This window comes from Cellulosimicrobium sp. G4 BAM 1002 (assembly GCF_057126935.1).
Window position 1 is genome coordinate 1,977,837 of record NZ_CP182109.1, and the last position, 23,459, is coordinate 2,001,295.

Here is a 23,459-nt window from a genome sequence, read left to right on the forward strand (position 1 = left end):
GTGGGTGCCCACGGACGGGGAACCCGCAGGACACGCGCCCGGGGTGCGCGTCCGTGTCGTCCCCCACGGGTAGGTTAGGACCACTATGGCGACCCGCACGTCCCCGCAGGCACGTCGGACCGCGAGCAACCGCAAACCCGCGCCACGCACGGCGGCGCGCGGCGGTTCGTCCTCGGCCCGCGGCGCGTCGCGCGCCGGCACCGGCCGGTCGTCGTCCTCGAGCAAGCGGGCTCCGTCCCGGCGTCCTGCTGCTCCGCCGTGGCCCGTCCGCGCGGTGCGGGGTGTCTGGCTGGGCGCGGCGCACGGCGTGGGAGCGGTCGTGCGCACCATCGGAAAGGGAGCGAGAGAGCTGGACCCGGCACATCGGCGCGACGGCGTCGCGTTCTTCCTGATCGCCCTGGCGGTCGTCGTCGCCGCGCGCGAGTGGTGGGGCATCCAGGGCAACTTCGGGGACGTGGTGCACGCCGTCGTGGCGGGCACCTTCGGGCTCGCGGGCGTGGCCGTACCCGTCCTGCTCCTGTGGCTCGCCGTGCGGATCATGCGCCACCCCGAGCGCGCGCAGGCGAACTCGCGCGTCGCGATCGGCCTCACTCTCATCGTGGTGTCCGTGTGCTCCCTGGTGCACGTCGCCGAGGATCTGCCGGCCCCGCGCGACGGCTTCGCGGCGGTCCAGGACGCCGGCGGGATCATCGGCTACCTCGCTGCGACGCCCGTGACGACCGGGCTGACGGAGTGGTTCGCGGTCCCGATCTTCCTGCTGCTCGGGTTCTTCGGCCTCCTCGTCGTCACCGCGACCCCGGTGCACCGCATCCCGAGCCGGCTCCGCGGCCTGTACGACACGCTCACGGGCAACCACCACGCCGCCGACGAGGCGACCGACGCGGACGGGCTCCCGCTCGCCGAGGGCGTCTCGCGTCACGACGGGACCGACGAGCCGGTCCCCGGCCGTCGACCGCGCAAGCCCCGCAAGACGAAGGCGCAGCGGGCCGCCGAGGCCGCTGAGATCGAGAAGCCCGAGGGCGGGTTCGCCGGCGACGAGGCGTTCGAGACCGCCGCGTTCCTCGACTACGAGGACGGGGCGCCACGCGGCCGTGGCAAGGGCAGGAGAGGCGGCGACGAGCCGCCCGCCGGGACGGCACCCACCGAGGCCGTCCCCGCCGTCGCGCCAGGCGGGGCCCAGGACACGGCGGCCGCCGCGATGGCCGCGGTGGCGCCCGCTGCGGGCGACGGGGGCGGCAGCGTCCCGCCACCGCCGCCGAGCAGCCCGCTGCCGCGGGGCGTGCAGCCGATGCTCGAGGGCGACACGGTCTACCTGCTCCCGAACGAGGACTCGCTCGTCAAGGGCGCGCCGCACAAGGTGCGCTCGGCCGCGAACGACCGCGTCGTCGAGGCGCTCACGCAGACGTTCGAGCAGTTCGAGGTCGACGCCAAGGTCACCGGCTTCACGCGCGGGCCGACAGTCACGCGCTACGAGGTCGAGGTCGGCCCCAAGGTCAAGGTCGAGCGCATCACGTCGCTGTCCAACAACATCGCGTACGCCGTCGCCAGCGCCGACGTGCGGATCCTCGCGCCGATCCCCGGCAAGTCCGCGATCGGCATCGAGATCCCCAACACCGACCGCGAGACCGTCGTCCTCGGCGACGTGCTCCGCTCGTCCGCCGCCCGGCGCACCGAGCACCCCATGGTCATGGGCGTGGGCAAGGACGTCGAGGGCGGGTACGTCGTCGCGAACCTCGCGAAGATGCCGCACATCCTCGTCGCCGGCGCCACGGGCGCGGGCAAGTCGAGCTTCATCAACTCGATGATCACCTCGATCCTCATGCGCTCGACCCCCGAGCAGGTCCGCCTCGTGCTCGTCGACCCCAAGCGGGTCGAGCTGACGATCTACGAGGGCATCCCGCACCTCATCACGCCGATCATCACCAACCCCAAGAAGGCCGCCGAGGCGCTCGACTGGGTCGTGCGCGAGATGGACGCCCGCTACGACGACCTCGCCGCCTTCGGATACAAGCACATCGACGACTTCAACGCCGCGGTGCGCTCGGGCAAGGTCAAGCCGCTGCCCGGCTCGGAGCGCAAGATCGCGCCGTACCCGTACCTGCTCGTGGTCGTCGACGAGCTCGCGGACCTCATGATGGTCGCCCCGCGCGACGTCGAGGCGTCGATCCAGCGCATCACGCAGCTCGCGCGCGCCGCGGGAATCCACCTCGTGCTCGCGACCCAGCGACCGTCGGTCGACGTCGTCACCGGGCTCATCAAGGCCAACGTGCCGTCCCGGCTCGCGTTCGCGACGTCGTCGCTCGCGGACTCGCGCGTCGTGCTGGACCAGCCGGGCGCCGAGAAGCTCATCGGCCAGGGCGACGCCCTGTTCCTCCCGATGGGCGCCGCCAAGCCGATGCGCGTGCAGGGTGCCTGGGTGTCCGAGTCCGAGGTCCACTCGGTCGTCGAGCACGTCAAGGCCCAGCTCAAGCCGGTCTACCGCGAGGACGTCACCCAGGTGGCGGCGAAGAAGCAGATCGACGAGGACATCGGCGACGACCTCGACCTGCTCCTGCAGGCGGCGGAGCTCGTCGTCACGTCGCAGTTCGGCTCGACGTCGATGCTGCAGCGCAAGCTGCGCGTCGGCTTCGCCAAGGCCGGTCGGCTCATGGACCTCCTGGAGGCCCGGGAGATCGTGGGCCCGTCCGAGGGCTCCAAGGCGCGCGAGGTGCTCGTCAGCCCCGAAGAGCTGCCCTCGGCTCTCGCGCTCATCCGTGGCGAACCGGCGCAGGAGGTGTTCGACGGTCAGTCGGAGCCCGCCACGCCGACCGCCGCGGCAGCGCCGGCGACGCGCGACTACTCCGACGGCACCGACGGGCACATGCCGCCCGTCGCCGCCGACTACCACGACGGCGCGGACGTCGAGCAGGGCTGGCGCTGAGCCCTCCGGGCTCAGGCGAGCGGGACGACGGCGGTCGTGGTGCGGGGACGACCGCCGGCACCGGGCCCGTGGGGACGGGCGGGGCGGACCGCTCGGGGGCTTCGGTACCTGCCGCGGCGCGGACGTGTTCGAGGCGTTCCTGCAGCTGTGCGCCCGAGAGGGAGCCGGTGGACGGGTCGGCGACCGCGTCCACGAGCGCACGGACCCGGTGGTCGGCGACGCGGTCGACCGTGACCGGCGTCCACTCGACCCCGGTCACCCGTGCGGGGCCGTCGGCGGGCTTGACCGCCGTGGCCGTGAGGAGCAGACCCGAGTCGGTCCAGGGGTCGCAGCAGTCGCCGTCCTGGTGGGAGACGTAGTTGCCCAGCCCGTACGCGATCCACACCCCCTGGCCGTCCGGGCCTCCGGGCAGGCGCGTCACGGGCTGCGGGACGTGTGGGTGGTGACCGATGACGAGGTCCACCGTTCCTGAGGCAAGGAGCCGCCGCCCGACCTCGAGCTGGAGCTCGTCCGGCTCCGACGTGTACTCGAGCAGCGTGACCGACCACGGTGCGTCGGCCGGGACCGGTAGGCCGTTCGTGCCGTACGTCGCCGAGAGGTGTGGTTGGACGCCGTCGCGCAGCCGTCCCAGCCCTGCTCGGCGAGACCGCGCGCGAGCTCGACCGGCGCGCCGTAGAGCGGGTACCCGGTCGGCCCTCGGGCTCGACGACGAGGGCCTCGTCGACCCCGGGAGCGACGGGCGCGGCGGGCGCGGCGACGCCGGCGGCCGGCTCGGTGCGGTGCGCCCGTGGTGCGGCACGCGGGGGAGGGTACCGTAGCCGGGCACGTGCGCGGACCGCCTACGCTGGAGCCGTGGTCACCGCCGTCCCCTCCCCGTGGAACTCCGCGAACATCGTCACGATGGTGCGGATCCTCCTCGTCCCCTTCTTCGCGTGGGCGCTCCTCGTCGACGGCGGGGACTCCACGACGTGGAGGCTCGTCGCGACGGGCGTGTTCGTCCTCGCGGCGTCGTCCGACCGGCTCGACGGCTACCTCGCGCGCCGGTACGACCTCGTGACCGACCTCGGCAAGCTCCTCGACCCGATCGCCGACAAGCTCCTCATCGGGACGGCCCTCGTCCTGCTGGCGTGGCCGCTGGGGGAGCTGCCCTGGTGGGTGCCCGTGGTGATCCTGGCGCGCGAGCTCGGCGTGACGCTCCTGCGCTTCGCGGTCCTCAGGTACGCGGTCATGCCGGCCTCGCGGGGAGGCAAGCTCAAGACGGTGCTGCAGTCGGTCGCGATCACCCTCTTCCTCCTCCCGCTGTCGCAGCTGCCCGGGTGGATCGAGGTCGTGGCCTGGGTGGTCCTGGGTGCGGCGATCGTCGTCACGGTCGTGACCGGCGTCGAGTACGGGTACCAGGGCTGGCGGCTGCGCCGGGACGCGATCCGCGCGGCACGGTCCGCCCGGGCCGACGACCTGGCGGGCGAGGCGCCGGTCGCGTGACCGCCGAGCCTGTGCCGGAGTCGTCGCCGGCCGCCGCGCTGCTCGACCGGCTCGTCGCACGAGGGTGGACGCTCGCGACCGCGGAGTCCCTGACAGGCGGCCTGCTGTGCGCGACGATCGTCGACGTGCCGGGCGCCTCCCGTGCCCTGCGTGGATCGGTCGTCGCGTACGCGACGGACGTCAAGGGGAGCGTCCTCGGCGTCGACGCCGCCCTGCTCGCCGAGCAGGGTGCCGTGCACCGCGAGGTCGCGCGGCAGATGGCTCTCGGTGCGCGCCGCGTGCTCGGCGCGGACGTGGGGCTCGCGACCACGGGCGTCGCGGGCCCGGACCCGCAGGACGGGCACGCGCCGGGGACCGTGTTCGTCGCCGTGAGCACCCCGGACGCGACCGAGGTCCGTGCGTCGCACATCGTGGGCGACCGCGCCGCGGTACGAGGAGGCACGGTGGGCGTCGCCCTGGAGCTCGCGCTGACGCTGGTCGGCACGACCCGCGGGTGATCGCGGCGTCCGGTAGCGGGTGAACTCGCGGGTGATCTCCGGGTCGTCGCGTCCGCCGTCCGCGCGCACCGCGTGGAGGGCTCGTGAACATGCCGAGCACCGCGTCCTGGACGGGCACGGACGGGAACAACGCCCCACGTCGGCGCGTTGCACAGCACGTGATCGCCAACAGGACCGTCAGCAGACCGGTCGGCGTCCCGCAGGCTCGTCCCGGCAGTCGTACCGGGGACGTGAGCGGACCGCCCTCGGGGTACGGTAGGACGACCCCCGCACGCGGGGCAGCAGTGAACAGGAAGACCGGTACGACCAGTACGCGCACCCACGGGGGAGCCGCTCCGGCTCCCGGGGGCGCACGGGACACGGAAGGGGGTCGCCAGATGATTGTTCTTCGACGAGAGATCGGGGACGTGCTGCGAGACGCTCGCCAGCGGCAGGGGCGCACCCTGCGAGAGGTGTCCTCCGCCGCACGGGTCTCGTTGGGCTACCTCAGCGAGGTCGAACGCGGTCAGAAGGAAGCGTCGTCCGAGCTCCTCGGTTCGATCTGCGAGGCGCTCGACATCCCGATGTCGCTGGTGCTGCGCGAGGTCAGCGACCGGGTGGCCGTGGCCGAGGGCCTCCTCATCCCGGACACCATCCCGGCGGACTTCGCGACGGCCGTCCTCGGGCGTCAGAGCTCCGAGGGGACCACGCGGCGCGAGGACCTGCAGCCCGTCGGCTGACCGCGCCGGGACGGTCGTGGCAGGGTCGCCACCGTCACCCGTCGTGGATCGGCCGCTGGCACGAGGGACAGTAGAAGATCGGACGTTGGTACGGCAGCTCGTTGGCCGTGCCCTCGGCGACAGGCGTGCCGCACTCGTGGCACGCCTTTCGTGTGCGCCCGTGCACGTGCCGTACGACGCCGGCCCGCGGGTCGAAGCCGTGCGTCACGGTCCGCTGCATGAGTCCGCGGGCGGTGAGCAGCACAGCCTCCAGGTCGTCGATCTCGCGGACCGGCGTCCAGGGCCAGAGCCGCAGCGCGAACAAGGACTCGGCCGTGTAGATGGTGCCGATGCCCGCGACGAGGTGCTGGTCGAGCAAGGCCTCCGCGATCGGCACGCCGCTCCCTGCCCGCTCGGGGCGGTGACGTGGTCCCGAGCCGCCGACGGCGTCGTCGGCGCGCAGCCGGGCGACCGCCTCGGCGAGGCCCGTCTCCGGGAAGTCGTCGGCCAGGACGTCCGGTCCGAGCGGTCCGGTGATCGTCGACTCGTCGCCCGTGCGCAGCACGTGGAGCATGCCGATCCGGTTCCCGATCGCGGTCCACCACGCGTTCGCGAGCACGACCCGGACGAACGGCTCGGCGCCGCGCGCCTCGCGCGCGCCCGTGCGGGCGATCCGCCACGACCCCTCCATGCGCAGATGGGTGTGCAGCGACCGCCCGTCGTCGAGCCGCGTGAACAGGTGCTTGCCGTACGGGACGTTCGCGACGACGGTGCGCCCGGCGAGGCCCGCCTCGGCGGCGCTCGGCCAGCGCAGCTCTGCGCGTACGAGCTCGCGGCCGGCCAGCGCCTCGTCGAGGCGGGCCGCCGTGAGCCGGACGACGTCACCCTCGGGCACCGTGGGGCTCCTCGTCGACAGGACGCGTCATGGGCGGCTCGTCACGCTGCCCGCAGGCCGCTCGGGGTCGGCCGGAACCCCGCGTCCAGCAGGGCGCGCACAGCACCGTCGGCAGAGGTCGTGGCCACACCCGCGCCGGCGAGCGCCTCGACGCCGTCCACGCGCTGCACCACGACCTTCCCGAGCCGGCCCGCGCGGACGGCGCGCACGAGCTCCGCGCTCGCCTCGGCGAGCCGCGGGCCGTCGACGAACGACAGCACCGAGCGGCCGCCTCGCTCGACGTAGAGCGCGAGGTCGCCGTCGGAGAGCACGACGACGGCGCCCGCCTTGCGACCCGGTCGGTGGCCCCGAGCCGTGTCGCCCTCGGCGAGGACGCGCGCCGGCCACGGCAGCGCGGCGCCGTACGGGTTCGCGGGGTCGGTCGCCGCGAGGAGGAGGGACCCCGGCCGAGGAGCGCCGCGCGACCCTCGCGCCCCCGCGTCGAGGGCACCGGAGGTCCCGGACGTCGCGCGGAGGAGCTCTCCGCCGCCCGACGGACCGTCGGGCGCGGCCTCGAGCGCGCGGTCGCGGTCCTGCGCGTCGGTGCGGAGCTGGTCGACGGCGCCCGGGAGCGCGAACTGCGACCCGCCGAGGTGCTCGACGAAGTAGCCGCGGCGGGCCGCCCCCGTCGCCTCGAGCTCGGTGAGCACGCGGTAGACCGGACGGAACGACCCGGCGACGCCCTCGGCCGGCGCGACGGCGCGCGTGAGGACACCGTGGCGGTCGAGCAGGACGCGCGCGAGGGCGTGCGCCCGGCGGGTCGGGTCCTGCTCCCGGTCGGGGAGCGCCGACCACCGGCCCCCGCCCCCGCGCATCGTCGTCTCCGGGGACACGCGCGGGCGCATCCCGGCGAACCGCGACCGACCCAGAGGGCGCGGGCGAGCGGGTGCGCGGGGCGCCCGGTGCACCCCACCGGTCGTGCCGAGCCGGCTGCGCAGCGCTCCCAGCCCGTCGTTCGTCACGTACCCCGACCACACGAGGTCCCACAGAGCGTCGAGCGTCGCCGGGACCTCGGCGTCGGCGCGCTCGGCGAGCGCCGGCAGGAAGAAGCCTCCGGACCCGCGGAGCAGGTCCAGGAGAGCCGCGTGGAGCCCGTCTGCGGGCAGATCGCCGGGATCGGGCAGGGTGAGCGGGGCCCACTCGGCGAGGTGCAGGCTCACGAGGCCGTCCCCGCCGCCGGAGCCGGGCAGGGCGTTGTGCCCGCACCAGACGACCTCACCGGTCGTCGTGAGCTCGTCGAGCATCGTCGGCTCGTAGTCGGTCACGCGGGCGGGGAGCACGAGGGTCTCGAGCGCGGACGCGGGCACCGCCGCGCCGGAGAGCTGTTCGACGACGCGCAGCACGCCGTCCAGGCCGCGCAGCGTCCCGAGGCCCTGCCAGCGCGGCAGGAAGACGCCGAGCGTCTCGGCCGGCACGGGTTCCACCTCGGCGCGCAGGGCGGCGAGCGAGCGACGGCGCAGCACGCGCAGCACCTCGGCGTCGCACCAGTCGTCGCCCGTCCCGCCGATCGACTCCGGGCGCAGCCGACCGCGGACGACGAGGCGCGACGCCTCGAACCGCTCGAGCACGCCCAGCACGACGGCGACGCCCAGACCGAGGCGCGTCGCGACGTCGTGCGCCGTGAACGGGCCGTGCGTCCGCGCGTGGCGCCGCACGAGGTCGCCGAGCGGGTCGGGGACCGGTTCGGTGAACACCTCGGGGATGCCCACGGGCAGGGCCACGCCGAGGGCGTCGCGCAACCGGCCGGCGTCCTCGACGACGGCCCACTGCTGCGCGCGCTCGGGCGGCACGCCCGCGAGCCGCACGCGGATCACGCGGCGCGCGGCCTCGAGCTCGCGCAGCCACTCCGGGGCGGCGGCGCGCACCTCCTCCCGCGTGCGCTCGGCGGCCTCTTCCTCGGTGAGGGGCCCCTGCCGCCGCAGGACGTCCCACAGGTCCTCGGCGTGCCGGGCCCGCCGGTCGGGAGCGAGCGCGCCGAGCTCGGCCTCGGTGCGCTCGATCTGCTCCGGGTCGAGCAGGTCCGCGAGCTGGGCCGTGACGCCGTCGCCGCCGAGGAGCTCCGCGAGGAGCGTGGGGTCGAGCGAGAGCGCGGCCGCACGGCGCTCGGCCAGCGGGGCGTCGCCGTCGTAGAGGAACTGGGCGGTGTACCCGAACAGCAGCGACTGCGCGAAGGGCGACGGCGTCGGGGTCGTCACCTCGACGAGGCGCACGCGGCCCGCGGCGAGGTCGCGCATGAGCTCGGTGAGCGCCGCGACGTCGAAGTCGTCCTGGAGGCACTCGCGCGCGGCCTCGAGCACGACGGGGAACTCCGGGTACTGCGACGCGACCGACAGGAGCTGGGCCGAGCGCTGGCGCTGCTGCCAGAGCGGCTGCCGCCGGTCCGGACGGCGCCGCGGCAGGAGCAGCGCGCGCGCCGCGGCCTCGCGGAAGCGCGAGGCGAACATGACGGACCCGCCGAGCTCGTCGCGCACCGCCTCGAGCACGTCGTCGGGATCGAGCAGCAGGTCCTCCACCGGCACGACCGGGGCGTCCGTGCCGAGCCCGCCGGCTCCGCCGTCGTTGGACCCGTCGAGCCACGAGTCGCCGGTGTCGGGCAGGCGCAGCACGATGCCGTCGTCGGCGTGCATCGCCGCGGCGTCCACGCCGTACCGCTCGCGCAGGCGCGCGGCGAGCACGAGCGCCCACGGCGCGTGCACCTTCGCGCCGTAGGGCGAGTGCACGACGACGCGCCAGTCGCCGAGCTCGTCGCGGAACCTCTCGACGACGACCGTGCGGTCGTCGGGGACGCGGCCGGTCGCCGTGCGCTGCTCCGTGAGGTACGCGAGCAGGTTGTCGGTGGCCCACGCGTCGAGGCCGGCGTCCCCGAGACGCTCGGCGGCCGCCGCCGGGTCGCGGGCCGCGAGCGTGTCCGTCTCGCGCACCCACGCGCCGAGCGCGCGGCCGAGCTCGGCCGGTCGGCCGGGGGAGTCGCCCTTCCAGAAGGGCAGCCGGCCGGGGATCCCGGGCGCGGGCGTCACGAGCACGCGGTCGGGCGTGATGTCCTCGATGCGCCACGTGCTCGACCCGAGGGTGAAGGTGTCACCCACGCGCGACTCGTAGACCATCTCCTCGTCGAGCTCGCCCACGCGCTTGCCGCCCCGCGGGGCGCGCCCGCCCGCGGTGTCGGGGTCGCCCGCGACCGCGCCCGTGCCGGGGTCGGTCGCGAGGAAGACGCCGTACAGGCCGCGGTCGGGGATCGTCCCACCGCTCGTGGCGGCCAGCCGGAGCGCGCCCGGGCGGCCGGTGAGCCGGCCCGACGCGCGGTCCCACACGATGCGCGCGCGCAGCTCGCCGAAGTCCTCGCTCGGGTAGCGCCCCGCGAGCATGTCGAGCACCGCGTGCAGCGACGCGTCGCCGAGGTGCGCGTACGGCGCGCTGCGCCGCACGACCGTCGCGAGCTCGGCCACCGTCCACTCGTCGACCGCGACCATCGCCACGACCTGCTGTGCGAGCACGTCGAGCGGGTTCGCGAGCACATGCAGCTCCTCGATGCCGCCCGTGCGCATGCGCTCGGCGACGACCGCCGAGGGGATGAGGTCGCCGCGGTGCGTCGGGAACACGACCCCGTGCGACACCGCGCCCACCTGGTGGCCCGCGCGGCCGATGCGCTGCAGACCCGAGGCGACCGACGGCGGAGCGCCCACCTGCACGACCAGGTCGACCGCGCCCATGTCGATGCCGAGCTCGAGGCTCGACGTCGCGACGACGGCGGGCAGCCGCCCGTCCTTGAGCTCGGTCTCCGTGCGCGTACGCTCCGCGCGGCTCATCGACCCGTGGTGGGCGCGCGCGATGACGGGTTCGACCCCCGAGCTCGCGCCGGACTGCGCCTGCACCTGTGCCGCGGTGACCGTGCCCGGGTCGAGGACCTCCTCGCCCTGGCGCTCCGCCCAGAGCTCGTTCATGCGGGCGGTGAGGCGCTCGGCGCCGCGGCGCGAGTTCGTGAACACGAGCGTCGAGCGGTGGTCGGCGACGAGGTCGACCACGCGTTCCTCCACGTGCGGCCACACCGACGGTCGGGGCGGGCGCGGCCCGGAGCCGGTGGACGGACGCGACGTCGCCGGTCCCGAGAGGTCCGGCTCGCCCGGCGGGAGCGGTGGGAGCCCGGCGTCGGCGCCCGGGCGCGTGCCGCCGTCGGGCAGGACGGCGGACGCCGCCAGGTCCGCGAGGTCCGGGACCGGGACGACGACGTCCACCTCGATCCGCTTGCTCGCGGGCGGCTGCACGACGACGACCTCACGCCCGCCGTCGGCCTCCGGGCGGTGCCCGCCGAGGAACGCCGCGACCGCGTCGACCGGGCGGACCGTCGCGGACAGCCCGACGCGCTGGGCGGGCGGCCGTTCCTGGGACTCGAGGAGCGCGTCGAGCCGCTCGAGCGACACCGCGAGGTGCGCGCCGCGCTTGGTCCCGGCGACGGCGTGGATCTCGTCGACGATCACGGTCTCCACGCCCGCGAGGCCCGCGCGCGCCTGCGACGTGAGGACGAGGAACAGCGACTCCGGCGTCGTGATGAGGATGTCCGGGGGGTGCGTCGCAAGACGACGACGCTCGCTCGTCGGCGTGTCCCCGGTGCGCGTGCCCACGACGACGTCCGGTACGTCGAGACCGAGGCGCACGGCAGCCTGCCGGATGCCCGCGAGGGGCGAGCGCAGGTTGCGCTCGACGTCTGCCGCGAGCGCCTTGAGCGGCGACACGTACAGCACCCGGCAGCGCTGCTCGCGCTCGGGCACGGGCTCGGCCATGATCCGGTCGAGCGACCAGAGGAACGCCGCGAGCGTCTTGCCGGACCCCGTCGGCGCGACGACGAGCGCGTGCCGGTCGCCCGACACCGCGTCCCACGCGCCCGCCTGCGCCGGCGTCGGCGCGTCGAACGCGCCGGAGAACCACGCGCGCGTGGGCGCCGCGAAGCGCTCGAGGGGGCCGGTGGTCACCCGCCCATTGTCGCGACCGCCACCCACACGCGCCCGGGAACGGGCGGCGCACGCTCCACAGGGCGGGACGACGGGGGCGACGGGTGACCGTGCGTGCGTCGCACGGGCGCGGGCGTGGCAGGCTGGGGCGGTGCGCTACCGCGAGTTCTGGCAGCTGGTCGACGAGGTCTTCGGCGACGCCTACGGGCGCACCCTCGCGCGCGACCAGGTGATCACGGCGCTCGGGGACCGTACCGCGGCCCAGGCGATCGAGGACGGCGTCGAGCCGCGCGTCGTGTGGCACGCGCTGTGCGACGCGCTCGACGTCCCCGACGCGCGGCGGTGGGGCCGCGACGAGCACCGCCAGGCGCCGCCCGCGCGCTGACCCGACGGCGATCCACCATGATGGCCGCATGGCCTCCCCGTCGCGTGCGCCCCGTGTCAGCGCGGCGGACGTGCGCGGAGCCGCGTGGTCCCTCGTGTCGACCGCCGCCGGGCTGGGCCTGGCGATCGCGGTGGTCCCCGGCGTCGAGGTCGCGAGCCTGTGGGCGCTCGTCCTCGCGGCGCTCGCGGTGGCGGTCGGGGACGTGCTCGTGCGTCCCGCGCTGCGACGTCTCGCGCACCGGTTCGGCGTGGTGGGTGCGCTCGTGTCCGGCGTCCTCGCGCAGCTCGCGGTCGCGTGGGCGGCGCTGACGTACCTGCCCGGGTTCCGGAGCGGCTCCTGGGTCGACGTGCTCGCCGTGCTCGTGCTCGCGGCCGTGCTCATGGCCCTCGGCCGGTGGCTCGTGGGCGCGAGCGACAACGAGTACGTCCTCGGAGACCTGCTGCGGCGTGCGCGGCGCCAGGCGGGGGTGCGGGGCAGGTCCGCGAGTGCGGCCGGGACGGACGCGGAGCGCCCCGCGGGCCTGCTCGTCGTCCTGCTCGACGGCGTCGCGCGGCCCACGCTCGACTACGCCCTCCAGGCAGGGCTCGCCCCGACGCTCGCGCGCTGGCTCGGCAGCGGCAGCCACCACCTCACGACGTGGTGGGCGCGCGTGCCCGCGACGACCCCTGCCTCGACGATCGGGCTCCTGCACGGCTCGACCGAGCACGTCCCGGCGTTCCGCTGGTGGTCGCGCGAGCTCGGCCGGCTCGTCGTGACGAACCGGCCCGCCGACGCGGCGGCCGTCGAGGCGCGCGCGAGCGACGGCGGCGGGCTGCTCGCGGGCGGCGGCGTCGCGGTCTCGACGATGTTCTCCGGCGACGCCGCCACGAGCCTGCTCGTCATGAGCCGCGCGACGTCGGGGCTCGGGCCGGGCCAGATGTTCGTGCGCTTCTTCGCGAGCCCGTTCGTGCTCGTGCGCGCGGTCGTCGTCGCGCTGGGTGAGCTGTTCAAGGAGCTCTACCAGGGGTGGCAGCAGGCCGTGCGCGGGGTCGAGCCGCGGGTCTCGCGCCTCGGCTGGTACCCCGTCCTGCGCGCCGCGACGAACGTCGTGCTGCGCGACCTCAACACGACGCTCGTCGCCGAGCAGCTCGTGCGCGGCGCGCCGGTCGTGTGCGTCGACCTCGTGGACTACGACGAGATCGCGCACCACGCCGGCCCGCTGCGCCCCGAGTCGCTGCGCGCCCTCGAGGGGCTCGACCGCGTCGTCGGGCTGTGGGAGCAGGTCGCCGCGGCCGCGCCCCGACGCTACGACGTCGTCGTGCTGTCCGACCACGGCCAGTCGCTGGGGTCGACCTTCGAGCAGGTCGTGGGCCGCCCCTTCCTGGACGAGGTCCGCCGACTCATGGCGCTCGACGACCCCGCGCCCGCACGTGGTGAGCGGTCCGCGCGGGCCGAGGGACGGCGTCGGGCCACGGCGCCGGACAGCGAGGAGTGGGGGCCCGCGAACACCGCGCTCAACGCCCTGCGCCCCGGCGAGGACCGCGCGGGGAGCGGACGGATGCTCGTCGGGCCGGACCGGACCGAGCGCACGCCGCACGCAGAGGAGCCGCACGCCGTCGTGCCCGAGCTGCCCGAGGTCGCGGTCGTCGGCTCGGGCAACCTCGGGATGGTCTGGTTCCCCCGTTCGCCGCGCCGGCTCACGGGGAGCGAGGTGCGCGAGCGGTGGCCGGCGCTCGTCCCGGGGCTGCTCGCGTGCCCGGCCGTCGGCGTCGTGGTGACGCGCGGTGCGGACGGGTCCCTCGTCGCGCACGGTCGGGCCGGGCGCCACGACCTCGCCACGGGCCGGGTGGACGGCGACGACCCGCTCGCGCCGTACGGGTCCCGCGCGGCGGCCGACCTGCTGCGGGTCGCGCGACTCGAGGACGCGGGCGACCTCGTGCTCGTCTCGCGCGTCGACGACGTCGGGATGGTGCACGCGTTCGAGGGCCTCGTCGGGTCGCACGGCGGCCTCGGCGGCGCGCAGAACGAGGCCGTCCTCGTCCACCCCGCGCACCTCGTCCTGCCCGACGGCGAGCTCGAGGACGTCGACGGCGAGCCGGTGCTCGTGGGCGCGGAGGCCGTGCACCGGCGGCTCGTGGCCTGGCTGGAGGACCTCGGTGTCCGCCCGCGCACGGGTGCCGCGGACGGCGCGCGACGGGGTGGCGAGGCGTGAGCGCGACGGCGGGTGGAACGCCCGGGGTGACCGTGACGTGGCTCGGGCACTCGACGGTGGTCGTGGACGTCGTCGCCCCGGGCGGCGGCGCCCGCCTCGTCACGGACCCGCTCCTGCACCGCCACGCGGGCCTCCTGCGCCGCCGCGGCGACCGTCCCGCCGAGACCTGGCGGGGGAGCGACGCCGTGCTGCTGTCGCACCTGCACCACGACCACGCCGAGCTGCGCTCGCTGCGCCTCCTCGGAGACGTCCCCGTGCTCACCGCGCCCGCGAACGCGCGGTGGCTGCGCGGCCGGGGGCTCCGCGGCGTCGGGCTCGACGACGCGTGGCACCCGGTGGGCGACGCGACCGCTGGCGTCGCCGTCCGGCTCGTCCCCGCGGTGCACGGGCACCGACCGATGCCGCACCGGCCCAACGCGGCGAACGGGCACCTCGTGCGGGTCGGCACGGACCTGGCGTCCGGACTGCGGGTGTGGGCGGTCGGCGACACCGAGCACTACCCCGGCATGGTCCACCTGCCCGGCCTGGCGGGCGGTCCGGTCGACGTCGCGCTCGTCCCCGTGTCGGGGTGGGGGCCGCGGTTGTCGGGCGGGCACCTCGGCCCGGTGCAGGCGGCGCGGGTCTGCGCCGAGGTGGGGGTCCGGGTCGCGATCCCCGTGCACTGGGGGACGCTGCACGCCCCGGGCGGACGCGACCTGCCCCGGGGGTGGATGGACCACGCCGGCGCCGCGTTCGAGGCGGCGGTGCGCCGCGAGGCACCGGCCACGCGCGCCGTGGTGCTCCGGCCGGGGGAGTCGTGGTCGTCGCGTCCGACGCACGACCGCGGCGTGCCCGAGTCGCGGGACACGCCGGACGCATCCTGACGCGAGTCGAACACGTGTTCGGCTAGAGTTGTGCACAGCCGCTCGTCGCGGCGGGCCCGCACGGGGTCCGGAGCGACGATCCACAGGGGTCGCGGTGCGTGTCGGTGGCTGCCCGTACTGTCGGGCCCGACGAGAACGACAGACCTGAATCGGCCGGGGTCGCGGACCCCGACGCACAAGAGCACGGCGATCCGGCACGCACCGGGCGCCCCGTCCACGAAGGTGACCGACATGCCCGCACCCGCAGACCGCGACAAGGCGCTCGAGGCCGCACTCGCCCAGATCGACCGGAGCTTCGGCAAGGGCTCCGTCATGCGACTCGGCGAAGAGGGCCGCGCGCCCGTCGACGTCATCCCCACCGGATCCATCGCGCTCGACATCGCGCTCGGCATCGGCGGCCTGCCGCGCGGGCGCGTCATCGAGGTGTACGGGCCGGAGTCCTCCGGCAAGACGACCGTCGCGCTGCACGCCGTCGCGAGCGCTCAGCGGGCCGGGGGCATCGCCGCGTTCATCGACGCCGAGCACGCGCTCGACCCCGACTACGCGAAGAAGCTCGGCGTGGACACCGATGCGCTGCTCGTCTCCCAGCCCGACACGGGGGAGCAGGCGCTCGAGATCGCGGACATGCTCATCCGCTCCGGCGCGCTCGACATCATCGTCATCGACTCGGTCGCGGCGCTCGTGCCCAAGGCCGAGATCGAGGGCGAGATGGGTGACAGCCACGTCGGCCTCCAGGCACGCCTCATGTCGCAGGCGCTGCGCAAGATCACCGGTGCGCTGAGCTCGTCGGGCACCACCGCGATCTTCATCAACCAGCTCCGCGAGAAGATCGGCGTCATGTTCGGCTCGCCCGAGACGACGACCGGTGGCAAGGCGCTGAAGTTCTACGCCTCCGTCCGTCTCGACATCCGGCGCATCGAGACCCTCAAGGAGGGCACCGACGCGGTCGGCAACCGGACGCGCGTGAAGGTCGTCAAGAATAAGATGGCCCCGCCGTTCAAGCAGGCCGAGTTCGACATCCTGTACGGCGTCGGCATCTCCCGCGAGGGCGGCCTCATCGACATGGGTGTCGAGCACGGGTTCGTGCGCAAGTCCGGCTCGTGGTTCACCTACGGCAGCGACCAGCTCGGCCAGGGCAAGGAGAACGCGCGCTCGTTCCTGCGCGACAACCCGGACCTTGCGAACGAGCTCGAGAAGAAGATCAAGGAGAAGCTGGGCGTGGGCGCCAAGGTCGACGCGCCGGCCGACCCGACCGCCGGGACGACGGTCGCCGGGGGTGCGGACGCGGCCGTCCCGGCTCCGGCCGCGGGCAAGGCTCCCGCGGCCGCCAAGGGGAAGAAGTCGCCGTTCTGACCGGCCCCGAGCACGCCGAGCCCGAGGACGTCACGTCCAGGGACGAGCACGAGACCGGGCGCCGCGCGGGCCGCAAGGCCACCGCGCGGCGCCCGCGCCCGTCCCTGCCCGAGCTGATCGAGCGGGGCGAGATCTCCGACGCCGAGCTCGCCGAGCGTGCACGGGAGACAGCCCTGCGGATCCTCACTGCTGCCCCGAAGAGCCGGGCCGAGCTCGCGCAGTCGCTCGCTCGCAAGGGCTACCCGGAGCACGTCGTGCTGCCGCTCCTCGACCGGTTCGAGCACGTCGGTCTCGTCGACGACGCGGCCTACGCGGAGATGCTCGTGCGCACGCGGCACTCCGAGCGTGGGCTCTCGCGCCGCGCGATCTCCGCCGAGCTGCGCCGTCGCGGCCTCGACCCTGAGGTCAGCGAGTCCGCGCTCGAGCAGGTCGACGACGAGTCCGAGGCCGACGCGGCGCACGACCTCGCGCGCGCTCGCCTCGCTCGGACGCGGGGGCTCGACCGGGACGTGCGGGTGCGTCGCGCCGTCGGCGCCCTCGCACGCAAGGGCTACTCGCCCGGCCTGGCGTTCGAGGTGGTCCGGCGCGTCCTCGACGACGAGGGCGCCGAGCCGTTCGTCGAGTAGCGCGCTACAGGACGGCGTCGGGCTTCGGGCCACCGGCCGTCACGGTCGGGTTGCCGATGCCCGGCCCGGCCTCGGTCGCCCCGGCCGTCCGCCCCTGCAGGAAGCGAGAGAGCCACTGGGCGAGGCTCGTCAGCAGGAAGTTGATGATGATGAAGACGACGGCGGCCACGGCGAGCGACTGCAGGTTGTTGCTGTTGCCGTTGCCGAAGATCTGGGCGGCCCGCAGGAGCTCGGGGTAGACGATGATCTGGCCGAGCGCGGTGTCCTTGAGCACGACGACGAGCTGCGAGACCAGCGCCGGGAGCATGGCGATGAGCGCCTGCGGGAGCTGGATCGAGCGCAGGGTCTGCCCACGGGTGAGCCCGATCGCGAACCCGGCCTCGCCCTGGCCGCGCGGCAGGTTCCCGACCCCCGAACGGACGAGCTCGGCGATGACCGACCCGTTGTAGAGGATCAGGGCCAGGACGACGGCGAGGAACGACGGGTTAGGGACGTCGTTGAAGCCGAACAGCAGCCAGAAGAAGATCATCATGAGCAGCACAGGGACTGCGCGGAAGAACTCGACGACGATCCCGCTGAACCACCGCAGCGGCCGCACGTGCGACAGGCGCCCGGAGCCGAAGAGCAGCCCGAACAGCACAGCGCCGACGATCGCGAAGCCGGCGGCGCGCAGCGTGTTCTGCAGACCCGGCAGGTAGTAGTTCTGCCAGGCGTTGGCCGAGAAGACCGGCCCCCACAGGTCCCAGGAGAGCTGGCCCTTGCGCCCGAGCTCCGCGAGCACGAGCGCCGCGAGCCCGAGGACGACGAGGGCGCCGACGACGTTGCCGATCGCGATGTTGCGCCGGGACCGGGGCCCGGGGGCGTCGAACAGTACGGACTGCTGGGAGCTCATCGACGCACCGCCAGTCGGGTCGAGAGGGACGTGGTCAGGAGCCCGATCGGGATGACGAGGATCACGAATCCGATCGCGAACATGAAGAAGATCGCGAAGATCTCGCTCGAGTTGTTCTCGATCATCTCCCGCATCAGCGTCGAGGTCTCGGTCGAGACGCTCGCCGCGACGGCGACGGTCGAGTTCTTCAGCAGGGCGATGAGCGTGTTGCCCAGCGGCGCGACGGCGCCCCGGAACGCTTGCGGGAGGACGATGAGCCGCGCCGCGGGGAGGAAGGAGAGCCCGATCGCCCGCGCTGCCTCCGCCTGACCGAGCGGGACGGTGTTGACGCCGCTGCGGATGGCCTCGCACACGAAGGCCGCGTGGTAGACGGTGAGCCCGATGACGGCGAACCGGAAGAAGTTGGCCGCGAAGTCGTCGGCGAGGCTGATCTGGAGCTGGGTCCAGATGCCGAGGACCATGAACGTCATGATGATCGTCAGCGGCGTGTTGCGCAGCACGTTGACGTACGCGGCCCCGGCCCACCGCAGGCTCGCGATCGGCGAGATCCGCATGAGGGCGAGGACGGTGCCGAGCACGAGCGAGAGGATCGCGGCCCAGAAGGTCAGCTGGATGTTGACCCAGAACGCGCCGACCACGTCGTACTGCGCGAAGAGCTCGGCCATCTGGGACAGGTAGTCACCCACGGTTCAGTCATCCTCCGGGTGGTGTGCTGCGGTCGGTGACCGCGACGGACGACCGGGGGGAGCGGCGCCGCGCGCCGCTCCCCCCGGGGACACGGTCAGGCGCAGGCGTCGACTGCCGGCGGGTTCTCGCTCGAGTTCGGCGTGTACCCGGTGCCCTCGGTGTTGGCCGTGACGGCCTCCTCCCAGGCGCCGTCCTCGATCATCTTCTCGATCGCGGCGTTGACGTCCTCGCAGACCTCATTGTCCTGGGGCAGGCCCACGCCGTAGCGCTCCGTGGAGAACGGCGCCCCGACGACCTTGACCTTGCCCTGGTTCGCGGGCTGGGCGGCGAGCCCGGCGAGGATGATGTCGTCTGTCGTCACCGCGTCGACCTGGCCCGCCGTGAGCGCGGTGACGCACTCGGCGTACCCCGGGCGCTCGAGGAGCTGGACGCCTGCGGCGTACTCGTCCTTGATCCGCTGGGCCGACGTCGACCCGGTCACCGAGCAGAGGTTCTTGCCCTCGAGCGCCTCGGGACCGGTGATGTCCGTGTTGTCCTCGGCGACGAGCAGGTCCTGGCCTGCGACGAAGTACGGCCCGGCGAACGCGACGGTCTCCTTGCGCTCGTCGGTGATCGAGTACGTCGCGAAGATCATGTCGACCTGGTTGGTCTGCAGCATCGTCTCGCGCTGGGCCGACGGCGCCTCGACCCACTCGATCTGGTCGGGGGTGTATCCGAGCTCGCCCGCCACGTAGGTCGCGACGTCGACGTCGAACCCGGTGTACTCGGAGCCGTCCTGGTAGCCGAGGCCCGGCTGGTCGAACTTGATGCCGATCCTGATCGTGCCTTCGGCGCCGTCCGTGGCGCCGGCGGACTGCTCGGGGTCCGTGGTGGTGCTGTCGCTACCGACCTCCCCGCCGCCGCACGCGGCGAGCGTGACCGCCGTGAGTGCGGCGAGGACGGCGGCACCTGCGTGTCGTGTGCGCATCGTTCAATACCCTTCGTGAGTGGTGGCCGTCCGTCGAGGTGTGCCTGGCGGACGACCGGTGGGGCTGCTCGGATCGGTCAGTGGGTGAGGATCTTCGAGAGGAAGTCCTTCGCGCGGTCGCTCCGGGGCGCGGTGAAGAACTCCTCGGGCGGCGCCTCCTCGACGATCTGCCCGTCGGACATGAACACGACGCGGTTCGCGGCCTTGCGGGCGAACCCCATCTCGTGCGTGACGACGATCATCGTCATCCCCTCCCTGGCGAGGGCGACCATGACGTCGAGGACCTCGTTGATCATCTCCGGGTCGAGCGCCGACGTCGGCTCGTCGAAGAGCATGACCTTGGGTCGCATGGCGAGCGCCCGGGCGATCGCGACGCGCTGCTGCTGGCCGCCGGAGAGCTGGGCCGGCATCTTCTGCGACTGGTTCTTCACGCCGACACGGTCGAGGAGCTCGAGCGCGCGGTTCTTGGCGTCCGCGGACCGCTCGCGCCGGACCTTGACCGGACCGAGGGTGACGTTGTCGAGGATCGTCTTGTGCGCGAAGAGGTTGAACGACTGGAAGACCATGCCGACGTCGGACCGCAGCTGTGCGAGCGCCTTCCCCTCCTCGGGCAGAGGGACGCCGTCGATGCGGATCTCGCCCGAGTCGATGGTCTCGAGGCGGTTGATCGCGCGGCAGAGCGTGGACTTGCCCGACCCGGACGGGCCGATGACGACGAGCACCTCGCCGCGGCGGACCGTGAGGTTGATGTCCTGCAGGACGTGCAGGGCGCCGAAGTGCTTGTTGACGTCGACGAGCTCGACCAGGGGGTCACCGAGCGCGTCGTCGGACTGCGGCGTCACGTCTTGGGGCCCGGAGTCGGCTGCTGGCACGCTGGCGCCGGTGGGCGCGTCCGTCTCCGACGGCACGACACCGTCGGACGACGTGGGGGAGTCGTCGACCATTTTTCGAACATAGGGGGCATCTGTTGCGGGCGCCACCGAATCGCGCAACAGTCAGGCAACAGTTCAGTAACACCGGTGGTGGCGCCGTACCCTGGACGGTGATGTCCACGATCGCCCCCGCACCCCACCCGCAGCCCGTCGTCGCCGACGAGACGCCGCGCACCTATCTCGTGCGCACGCTCGGCTGCCAGATGAACGTCCACGACTCCGAGCACATGGCCGGCATGCTCGAGCAGGCCGGCTACACGCGCGCGACCGCGCAGGACGAGGCCGCGAACCGCGCGGACGTGGTCGTCATCAACACGTGCGCGGTGCGCGAGAACGCGGCGACGCGCCTGTACGGGAACCTGGGCCAGCTCGCGTCGGTCAAGGCGCAGCGCCCCGGCATGCAGATCGCGGTCGGCGGCTGCCTCGCGCAGAAGGACCGCGGGACGATCGTCGACAAGGCGCCCTGGGTCGACGTCGTCTTCGGCACGCACAACCTCGACGCGCTGCCCGTGCTGCTCGAGCGCGCGCGGCACAACGAGGCCGCACAGGTCGAGATCGCGGAGTCGCTGCAGGTCTTCCCCTCCACGCTGCCGACCAAGCGCGAGTCGGTCTACGCCGGCTGGGTCTCGATCAGCGTCGGCTGCAACAACACCTGCACCTTCTGCATCGTGCCCCACCTGCGCGGCAAGGAGCGCGACCGCCGCCCGGGTGACGTGCTCGCCGAGGTCGGCGCGCTCGTCGACGCGGGCGCGATCGAGGTGACGCTGCTCGGGCAGAACGTCAACAGCTACGGCGTGGAGTTCGGCGACCGTGGCGCGTTCGCCAAGCTGCTGCGCGCGTGCGGGACCATCGACGGCCTCGAGCGCGTCCGCTTCACCTCCCCCCACCCTGCCGCGTTCACCGACGACGTGATCGAGGCGATGGCGCAGACCCCGAACGTCATGCCGCAGCTGCACATGCCGCTCCAGTCCGGCTCGGACCGCGTCCTACGCGCCATGCGACGCTCCTACCGCTCCGAGCGGTACCTCGGGATCCTCGACCGCGTCCGGGCCGTCATGCCCGACGCCGCGATCACCACCGACATCATCGTCGGCTTCCCCGGGGAGACCGAGGAGGACTTCGCCCAGACGCTGCGGGTCGTCGAGGCGTCGCGCTTCGCGTCGGCGTTCACGTTCCAGTACTCGCCGCGTCCCGGCACGCAGGCCGCGACGATGGACGGCCAGCTTCCAAAAGAGGTCGTCCAGGAGCGCTACGAGCGCCTCCAGGCCCTCCAGGACCGCATCGCCGGCGAGGAGTCGGCCCGCCAGGTCGGTCGCACCGTCGACGTGCTGGTCGGCGAGGGCACCGGCCGCAAGGACGGCGCGACCCACCGCGTGACGGGCCGCGCCCCCGACAACCGCCTCGTCCACCTCGCGCTCCCCGACGGGGTCGCGCTCCCGGCGCACGACGACGCCGGCGCGCCGGGCGTCGTGGCGTCGCCGGAGTCCGTCGACCCGCGCCTGGCGGCCACGCCGGACGCACGCCTGCCCCGCCCGGGCGACGTCGTCACCGTCGACGTGACACGCTCGGCGCCGTACCACCTCATCGCCGACTCGGCGCTCGCGGGCGGGACGTTCTCCGTCCGCCGCACCCGCTCCGGCGACGCGTGGGCATCGCGTGAGCGCGCCCGGCTCGGCGGTGGTGACGACGCCCACGGGCACGGTCACGGCGGCGCCACCCCGTCCGGCCCCGTCGTCCTCGGCCTGCCGACCGTCCGCCCGTAGGACCGGCCCGTTGGGCCGTGCCGGTTCGTGGGTCGCTGGGGCGTGGGTCGCCGGGGCGTGGCCGGGGGGCGGCGGAGGGTTGGCGGCGCAGCGCCCGTGGATCCGAACACCGGCAACGACCCGACCGCGGCCCCGGCGAAGAGCGCGTCGAGCGATCAGTCCTCGAGGATCCCCGGCGGGAGCTGGGCGCCGACGGCGTGGAAGAGCTGGACGGCGGTGCCCAGTCCGCACGAGACGGTCTGCGCGAGCTGGGCGTCCGTGGCGCCGTGCTCGAAGTCGACGGACACCTCCGCGTACACCGCGAGACGACCGCCCTCCTCGCGCACGTAGACCTTCGGCCAGATCCGTTCCCGGTTCCAGTCGTTGACGGCCTGGAGCACGACGAGTCGCACCTCGAGCGGCAACGACGTCGTCCAGCGACCCCGCACCTGCAGGATCTCGGAGCGGTCGCCGAGGAGCAGGAACCAGAACCGGTGCCCGTCCCACGTGCCGGTGATGTCGCCGTCGTCGTCGACGCGGAAGTGGTAGCCGCGCCGCGTGAGGTGGTCGCCGATGCGGGCCATCGAGAGCGGGCGCGGCAGCTCCTCGTCGCGCGGGAGCGACTCCGGTGGCTTCGGGCGACGGTTGCCGAACAGGCGGGAGAACCAGCCGGTGCGTGCCGGGGTCATGGCGCCAGCCTCGCCGGGTCGGGGTAGTACTCGTCGAGCGAGTCGAAGAACATCGACCCCGTGCTCAGACCGCACTGGAGGAGCTGGTCGAGCTGGTCGTCGGTCACGCCGTGCTCGAGGTCGACGGTCACCTCGGTGAAGACCTGGATCATCCCGTTGTCCCGCACACGGGTGTACGTCTTGGGCCAGATGCGGTCGGCGTTCCACTCGTTGCAGAACTCGAGGATCTCCTCCAGCCGCTCGATCGCGAGGTCGCGGTTCCACTGGCCGCGCACCTGGAGGATCTCGTCGTTGTTGCCGAAGAGCAGGAAGTAGAAGAGGCGGCCGTGCCACAGGCCGCCGACGTCGCCGTCGGAGTCGACGAAGTAGCTGTAGCCGCTGTCGGTGATCCACTCGACGACCCGGTCGAGCGTGAGGCGCGTGGGGGCTCGACGCTCGTCGGTCACGACCTGGCCGAGCTCGCGGGCGAGGAGGTCCTCGACCTGCGAGCGCAGGGCGTCGTCCCCGAGTCCTGCACCCTGTCCGGACGCAGCGGCGTCCCGGGACCCGCCCGACTCGCCCTCCCGCCGGTCGTCGTCGTCCCGCGCTCCGAAGAACCTCACCGTCCCACCGTACTCGTGCACCGCAGCGGACGTCGCATCGCCGGCCCGCTGCG

18 protein-coding genes and 1 pseudogene are annotated in these 23,459 nt (G+C 74.0%); 10 read left to right on the top strand and 9 right to left on the bottom strand.

Going from position 1 to position 23,459, the window contains the following annotated elements:
- Positions 1-85 precede the first annotated feature (85 nt).
- A complete protein-coding gene (locus tag ACMXGY_RS08895) occupies positions 86-2,920 on the top strand; it encodes an FtsK/SpoIIIE family DNA translocase (protein WP_483776480.1) in 2,835 nt (944 codons plus the stop codon).
- Between the two features lie 403 nt (positions 2,921-3,323).
- Here the strand turns inward: ACMXGY_RS08895 and ACMXGY_RS08900 are convergent.
- Positions 3,324-3,746 (bottom strand): annotated as a pseudogene (locus tag ACMXGY_RS08900) (CapA family protein); the annotation flags it as partial.
- Between the two features lie 26 nt (positions 3,747-3,772).
- Here ACMXGY_RS08900 and pgsA point away from each other — a divergent pair.
- From pgsA to ACMXGY_RS08915, 3 genes are all read left to right on the top strand, one after another.
- Positions 3,773-4,402, top strand: a complete 630-nt coding sequence (gene pgsA, locus ACMXGY_RS08905; RefSeq protein ID WP_483776481.1) for a CDP-diacylglycerol--glycerol-3-phosphate 3-phosphatidyltransferase — start codon at positions 3,773-3,775, stop codon at positions 4,400-4,402.
- The gene (locus ACMXGY_RS08910; RefSeq protein ID WP_483776482.1) at positions 4,399-4,899 is read left to right on the top strand and encodes a CinA family protein; all 501 of its coding nucleotides are present in this window, start codon (positions 4,399-4,401) and stop codon (positions 4,897-4,899) included. Before pgsA ends, ACMXGY_RS08910 begins: the two co-directional genes overlap by 4 nt.
- Positions 4,900-5,276: 377 nt before the next feature.
- Positions 5,277-5,618 carry a helix-turn-helix domain-containing protein gene (locus ACMXGY_RS08915; protein ID WP_483776483.1) on the top strand — a complete coding sequence of 114 codons (342 nt, stop codon included), beginning with the start codon at positions 5,277-5,279 and terminating at the stop codon, positions 5,616-5,618.
- Positions 5,619-5,652: 34 nt separating this feature from the next.
- Here the strand turns inward: ACMXGY_RS08915 and ACMXGY_RS08920 are convergent, their stop codons facing one another.
- Positions 5,653-6,492, bottom strand: coding sequence for a DNA-formamidopyrimidine glycosylase family protein (locus tag ACMXGY_RS08920; protein WP_483776484.1), 840 nt, complete (start codon positions 6,490-6,492; stop codon positions 5,653-5,655).
- A gap of 41 nt (positions 6,493-6,533) precedes the next feature.
- Positions 6,534-11,498: an Lhr family helicase gene (locus ACMXGY_RS08925; protein ID WP_483776485.1), complete on the bottom strand. Its 4,965-nt coding sequence runs from the start codon at positions 11,496-11,498 to the stop codon at positions 6,534-6,536.
- A gap of 130 nt (positions 11,499-11,628) precedes the next feature.
- Here ACMXGY_RS08925 and ACMXGY_RS08930 point away from each other — a divergent pair, with 130 nt between their 5' ends.
- From ACMXGY_RS08930 to ACMXGY_RS08950, 5 genes are all read left to right on the top strand, one after another.
- Entirely contained in the window at positions 11,629-11,862 is a 234-nt protein-coding gene (locus tag ACMXGY_RS08930; RefSeq protein ID WP_483776486.1) for a DUF3046 domain-containing protein, read from the top strand.
- A gap of 28 nt (positions 11,863-11,890) precedes the next feature.
- Complete coding sequence (locus ACMXGY_RS08935) at positions 11,891-14,053, top strand: alkaline phosphatase family protein (protein WP_483776487.1); 2,163 nt, start codon at positions 11,891-11,893, stop codon at positions 14,051-14,053.
- Entirely contained in the window at positions 14,050-14,916 is an 867-nt protein-coding gene (locus tag ACMXGY_RS08940; RefSeq protein ID WP_483776488.1) for an MBL fold metallo-hydrolase, read from the top strand. The genes ACMXGY_RS08935 and ACMXGY_RS08940 overlap by 4 nt, the downstream gene beginning before the upstream one ends.
- A 231-nt stretch (positions 14,917-15,147) precedes the next feature.
- Positions 15,148-16,269 carry a recombinase RecA gene (gene recA, locus ACMXGY_RS08945; protein WP_483776489.1) on the top strand — a complete coding sequence of 374 codons (1,122 nt, stop codon included), beginning with the start codon at positions 15,148-15,150 and terminating at the stop codon, positions 16,267-16,269.
- 179 nt (positions 16,270-16,448) lie between these two features.
- Complete coding sequence (locus ACMXGY_RS08950; protein WP_483776826.1) at positions 16,449-16,895, top strand: regulatory protein RecX; 447 nt, start codon at positions 16,449-16,451, stop codon at positions 16,893-16,895.
- A 4-nt stretch (positions 16,896-16,899) separates the two neighbouring features.
- Here the strand turns inward: ACMXGY_RS08950 and ACMXGY_RS08955 are convergent, their stop codons facing one another.
- The 4 genes from ACMXGY_RS08955 to ACMXGY_RS08970 all read right to left on the bottom strand — a co-directional run bounded on the left by ACMXGY_RS08955 (position 16,900) and on the right by ACMXGY_RS08970 (position 20,385).
- Positions 16,900-17,787, bottom strand: coding sequence for an amino acid ABC transporter permease (locus ACMXGY_RS08955; protein ID WP_483776490.1), 888 nt, complete (start codon positions 17,785-17,787; stop codon positions 16,900-16,902).
- Entirely contained in the window at positions 17,784-18,473 is a 690-nt protein-coding gene (locus ACMXGY_RS08960) for an amino acid ABC transporter permease (RefSeq protein WP_483776491.1), read from the bottom strand. The genes ACMXGY_RS08955 and ACMXGY_RS08960 overlap by 4 nt, the downstream gene beginning before the upstream one ends.
- Before the next feature lie 95 nt (positions 18,474-18,568).
- Positions 18,569-19,441, bottom strand: a complete 873-nt coding sequence (locus ACMXGY_RS08965) for a glutamate ABC transporter substrate-binding protein (protein ID WP_483776492.1) — start codon at positions 19,439-19,441, stop codon at positions 18,569-18,571.
- 77 nt (positions 19,442-19,518) lie between these two features.
- Positions 19,519-20,385: an amino acid ABC transporter ATP-binding protein gene (locus ACMXGY_RS08970; RefSeq protein ID WP_483776493.1), complete on the bottom strand. Its 867-nt coding sequence runs from the start codon at positions 20,383-20,385 to the stop codon at positions 19,519-19,521.
- Between the two features lie 101 nt (positions 20,386-20,486).
- Between ACMXGY_RS08970 and miaB the strand changes: the two genes are divergently transcribed.
- Entirely contained in the window at positions 20,487-22,136 is a 1,650-nt protein-coding gene (gene miaB, locus ACMXGY_RS08975) for a tRNA (N6-isopentenyl adenosine(37)-C2)-methylthiotransferase MiaB (protein ID WP_483776494.1), read from the top strand.
- Between the two features lie 155 nt (positions 22,137-22,291).
- Here the strand turns inward: miaB and ACMXGY_RS08980 are convergent, their stop codons facing one another.
- Together ACMXGY_RS08980 and ACMXGY_RS08985 are read right to left on the bottom strand one after the other, a co-directional pair.
- Entirely contained in the window at positions 22,292-22,804 is a 513-nt protein-coding gene (locus ACMXGY_RS08980) for a type III secretion system chaperone family protein (RefSeq protein ID WP_483776495.1), read from the bottom strand.
- Positions 22,801-23,406, bottom strand: coding sequence for a type III secretion system chaperone family protein (locus ACMXGY_RS08985; protein WP_483776496.1), 606 nt, complete (start codon positions 23,404-23,406; stop codon positions 22,801-22,803). The genes ACMXGY_RS08980 and ACMXGY_RS08985 overlap by 4 nt, the downstream gene beginning before the upstream one ends.
- Positions 23,407-23,459 lie beyond the last annotated feature (53 nt).

What these genes read in the sequence shown, in the direction of transcription:
- ACMXGY_RS08895 (WP_483776480.1), top strand. Translation starts at nt 86, where the DNA reads ATGGCGACCCGCACGTCCCCGCAGGCACGTCGGACCGCGAGCAACCGC.
- ACMXGY_RS08915 (WP_483776483.1), top strand. Translation starts at nt 5,277, where the DNA reads ATGATTGTTCTTCGACGAGAGATCGGGGACGTGCTGCGAGACGCTCGC.
- ACMXGY_RS08935 (WP_483776487.1), top strand. Translation starts at nt 11,891, where the DNA reads ATGGCCTCCCCGTCGCGTGCGCCCCGTGTCAGCGCGGCGGACGTGCGC.
- recA (WP_483776489.1), top strand. Translation starts at nt 15,148, where the DNA reads ATGCCCGCACCCGCAGACCGCGACAAGGCGCTCGAGGCCGCACTCGCC.
- ACMXGY_RS08955 (WP_483776490.1), bottom strand. Translation starts at nt 17,787, where the DNA reads ATGAGCTCCCAGCAGTCCGTACTGTTCGACGCCCCCGGGCCCCGGTCC.
- ACMXGY_RS08965 (WP_483776492.1), bottom strand. Translation starts at nt 19,441, where the DNA reads ATGCGCACACGACACGCAGGTGCCGCCGTCCTCGCCGCACTCACGGCG.
- ACMXGY_RS08970 (WP_483776493.1), bottom strand. Translation starts at nt 20,385, where the DNA reads ATGGTCGACGACTCCCCCACGTCGTCCGACGGTGTCGTGCCGTCGGAG.
- miaB (WP_483776494.1), top strand. Translation starts at nt 20,487, where the DNA reads ATGTCCACGATCGCCCCCGCACCCCACCCGCAGCCCGTCGTCGCCGAC.
- ACMXGY_RS08980 (WP_483776495.1), bottom strand. Translation starts at nt 22,804, where the DNA reads ATGACCCCGGCACGCACCGGCTGGTTCTCCCGCCTGTTCGGCAACCGT.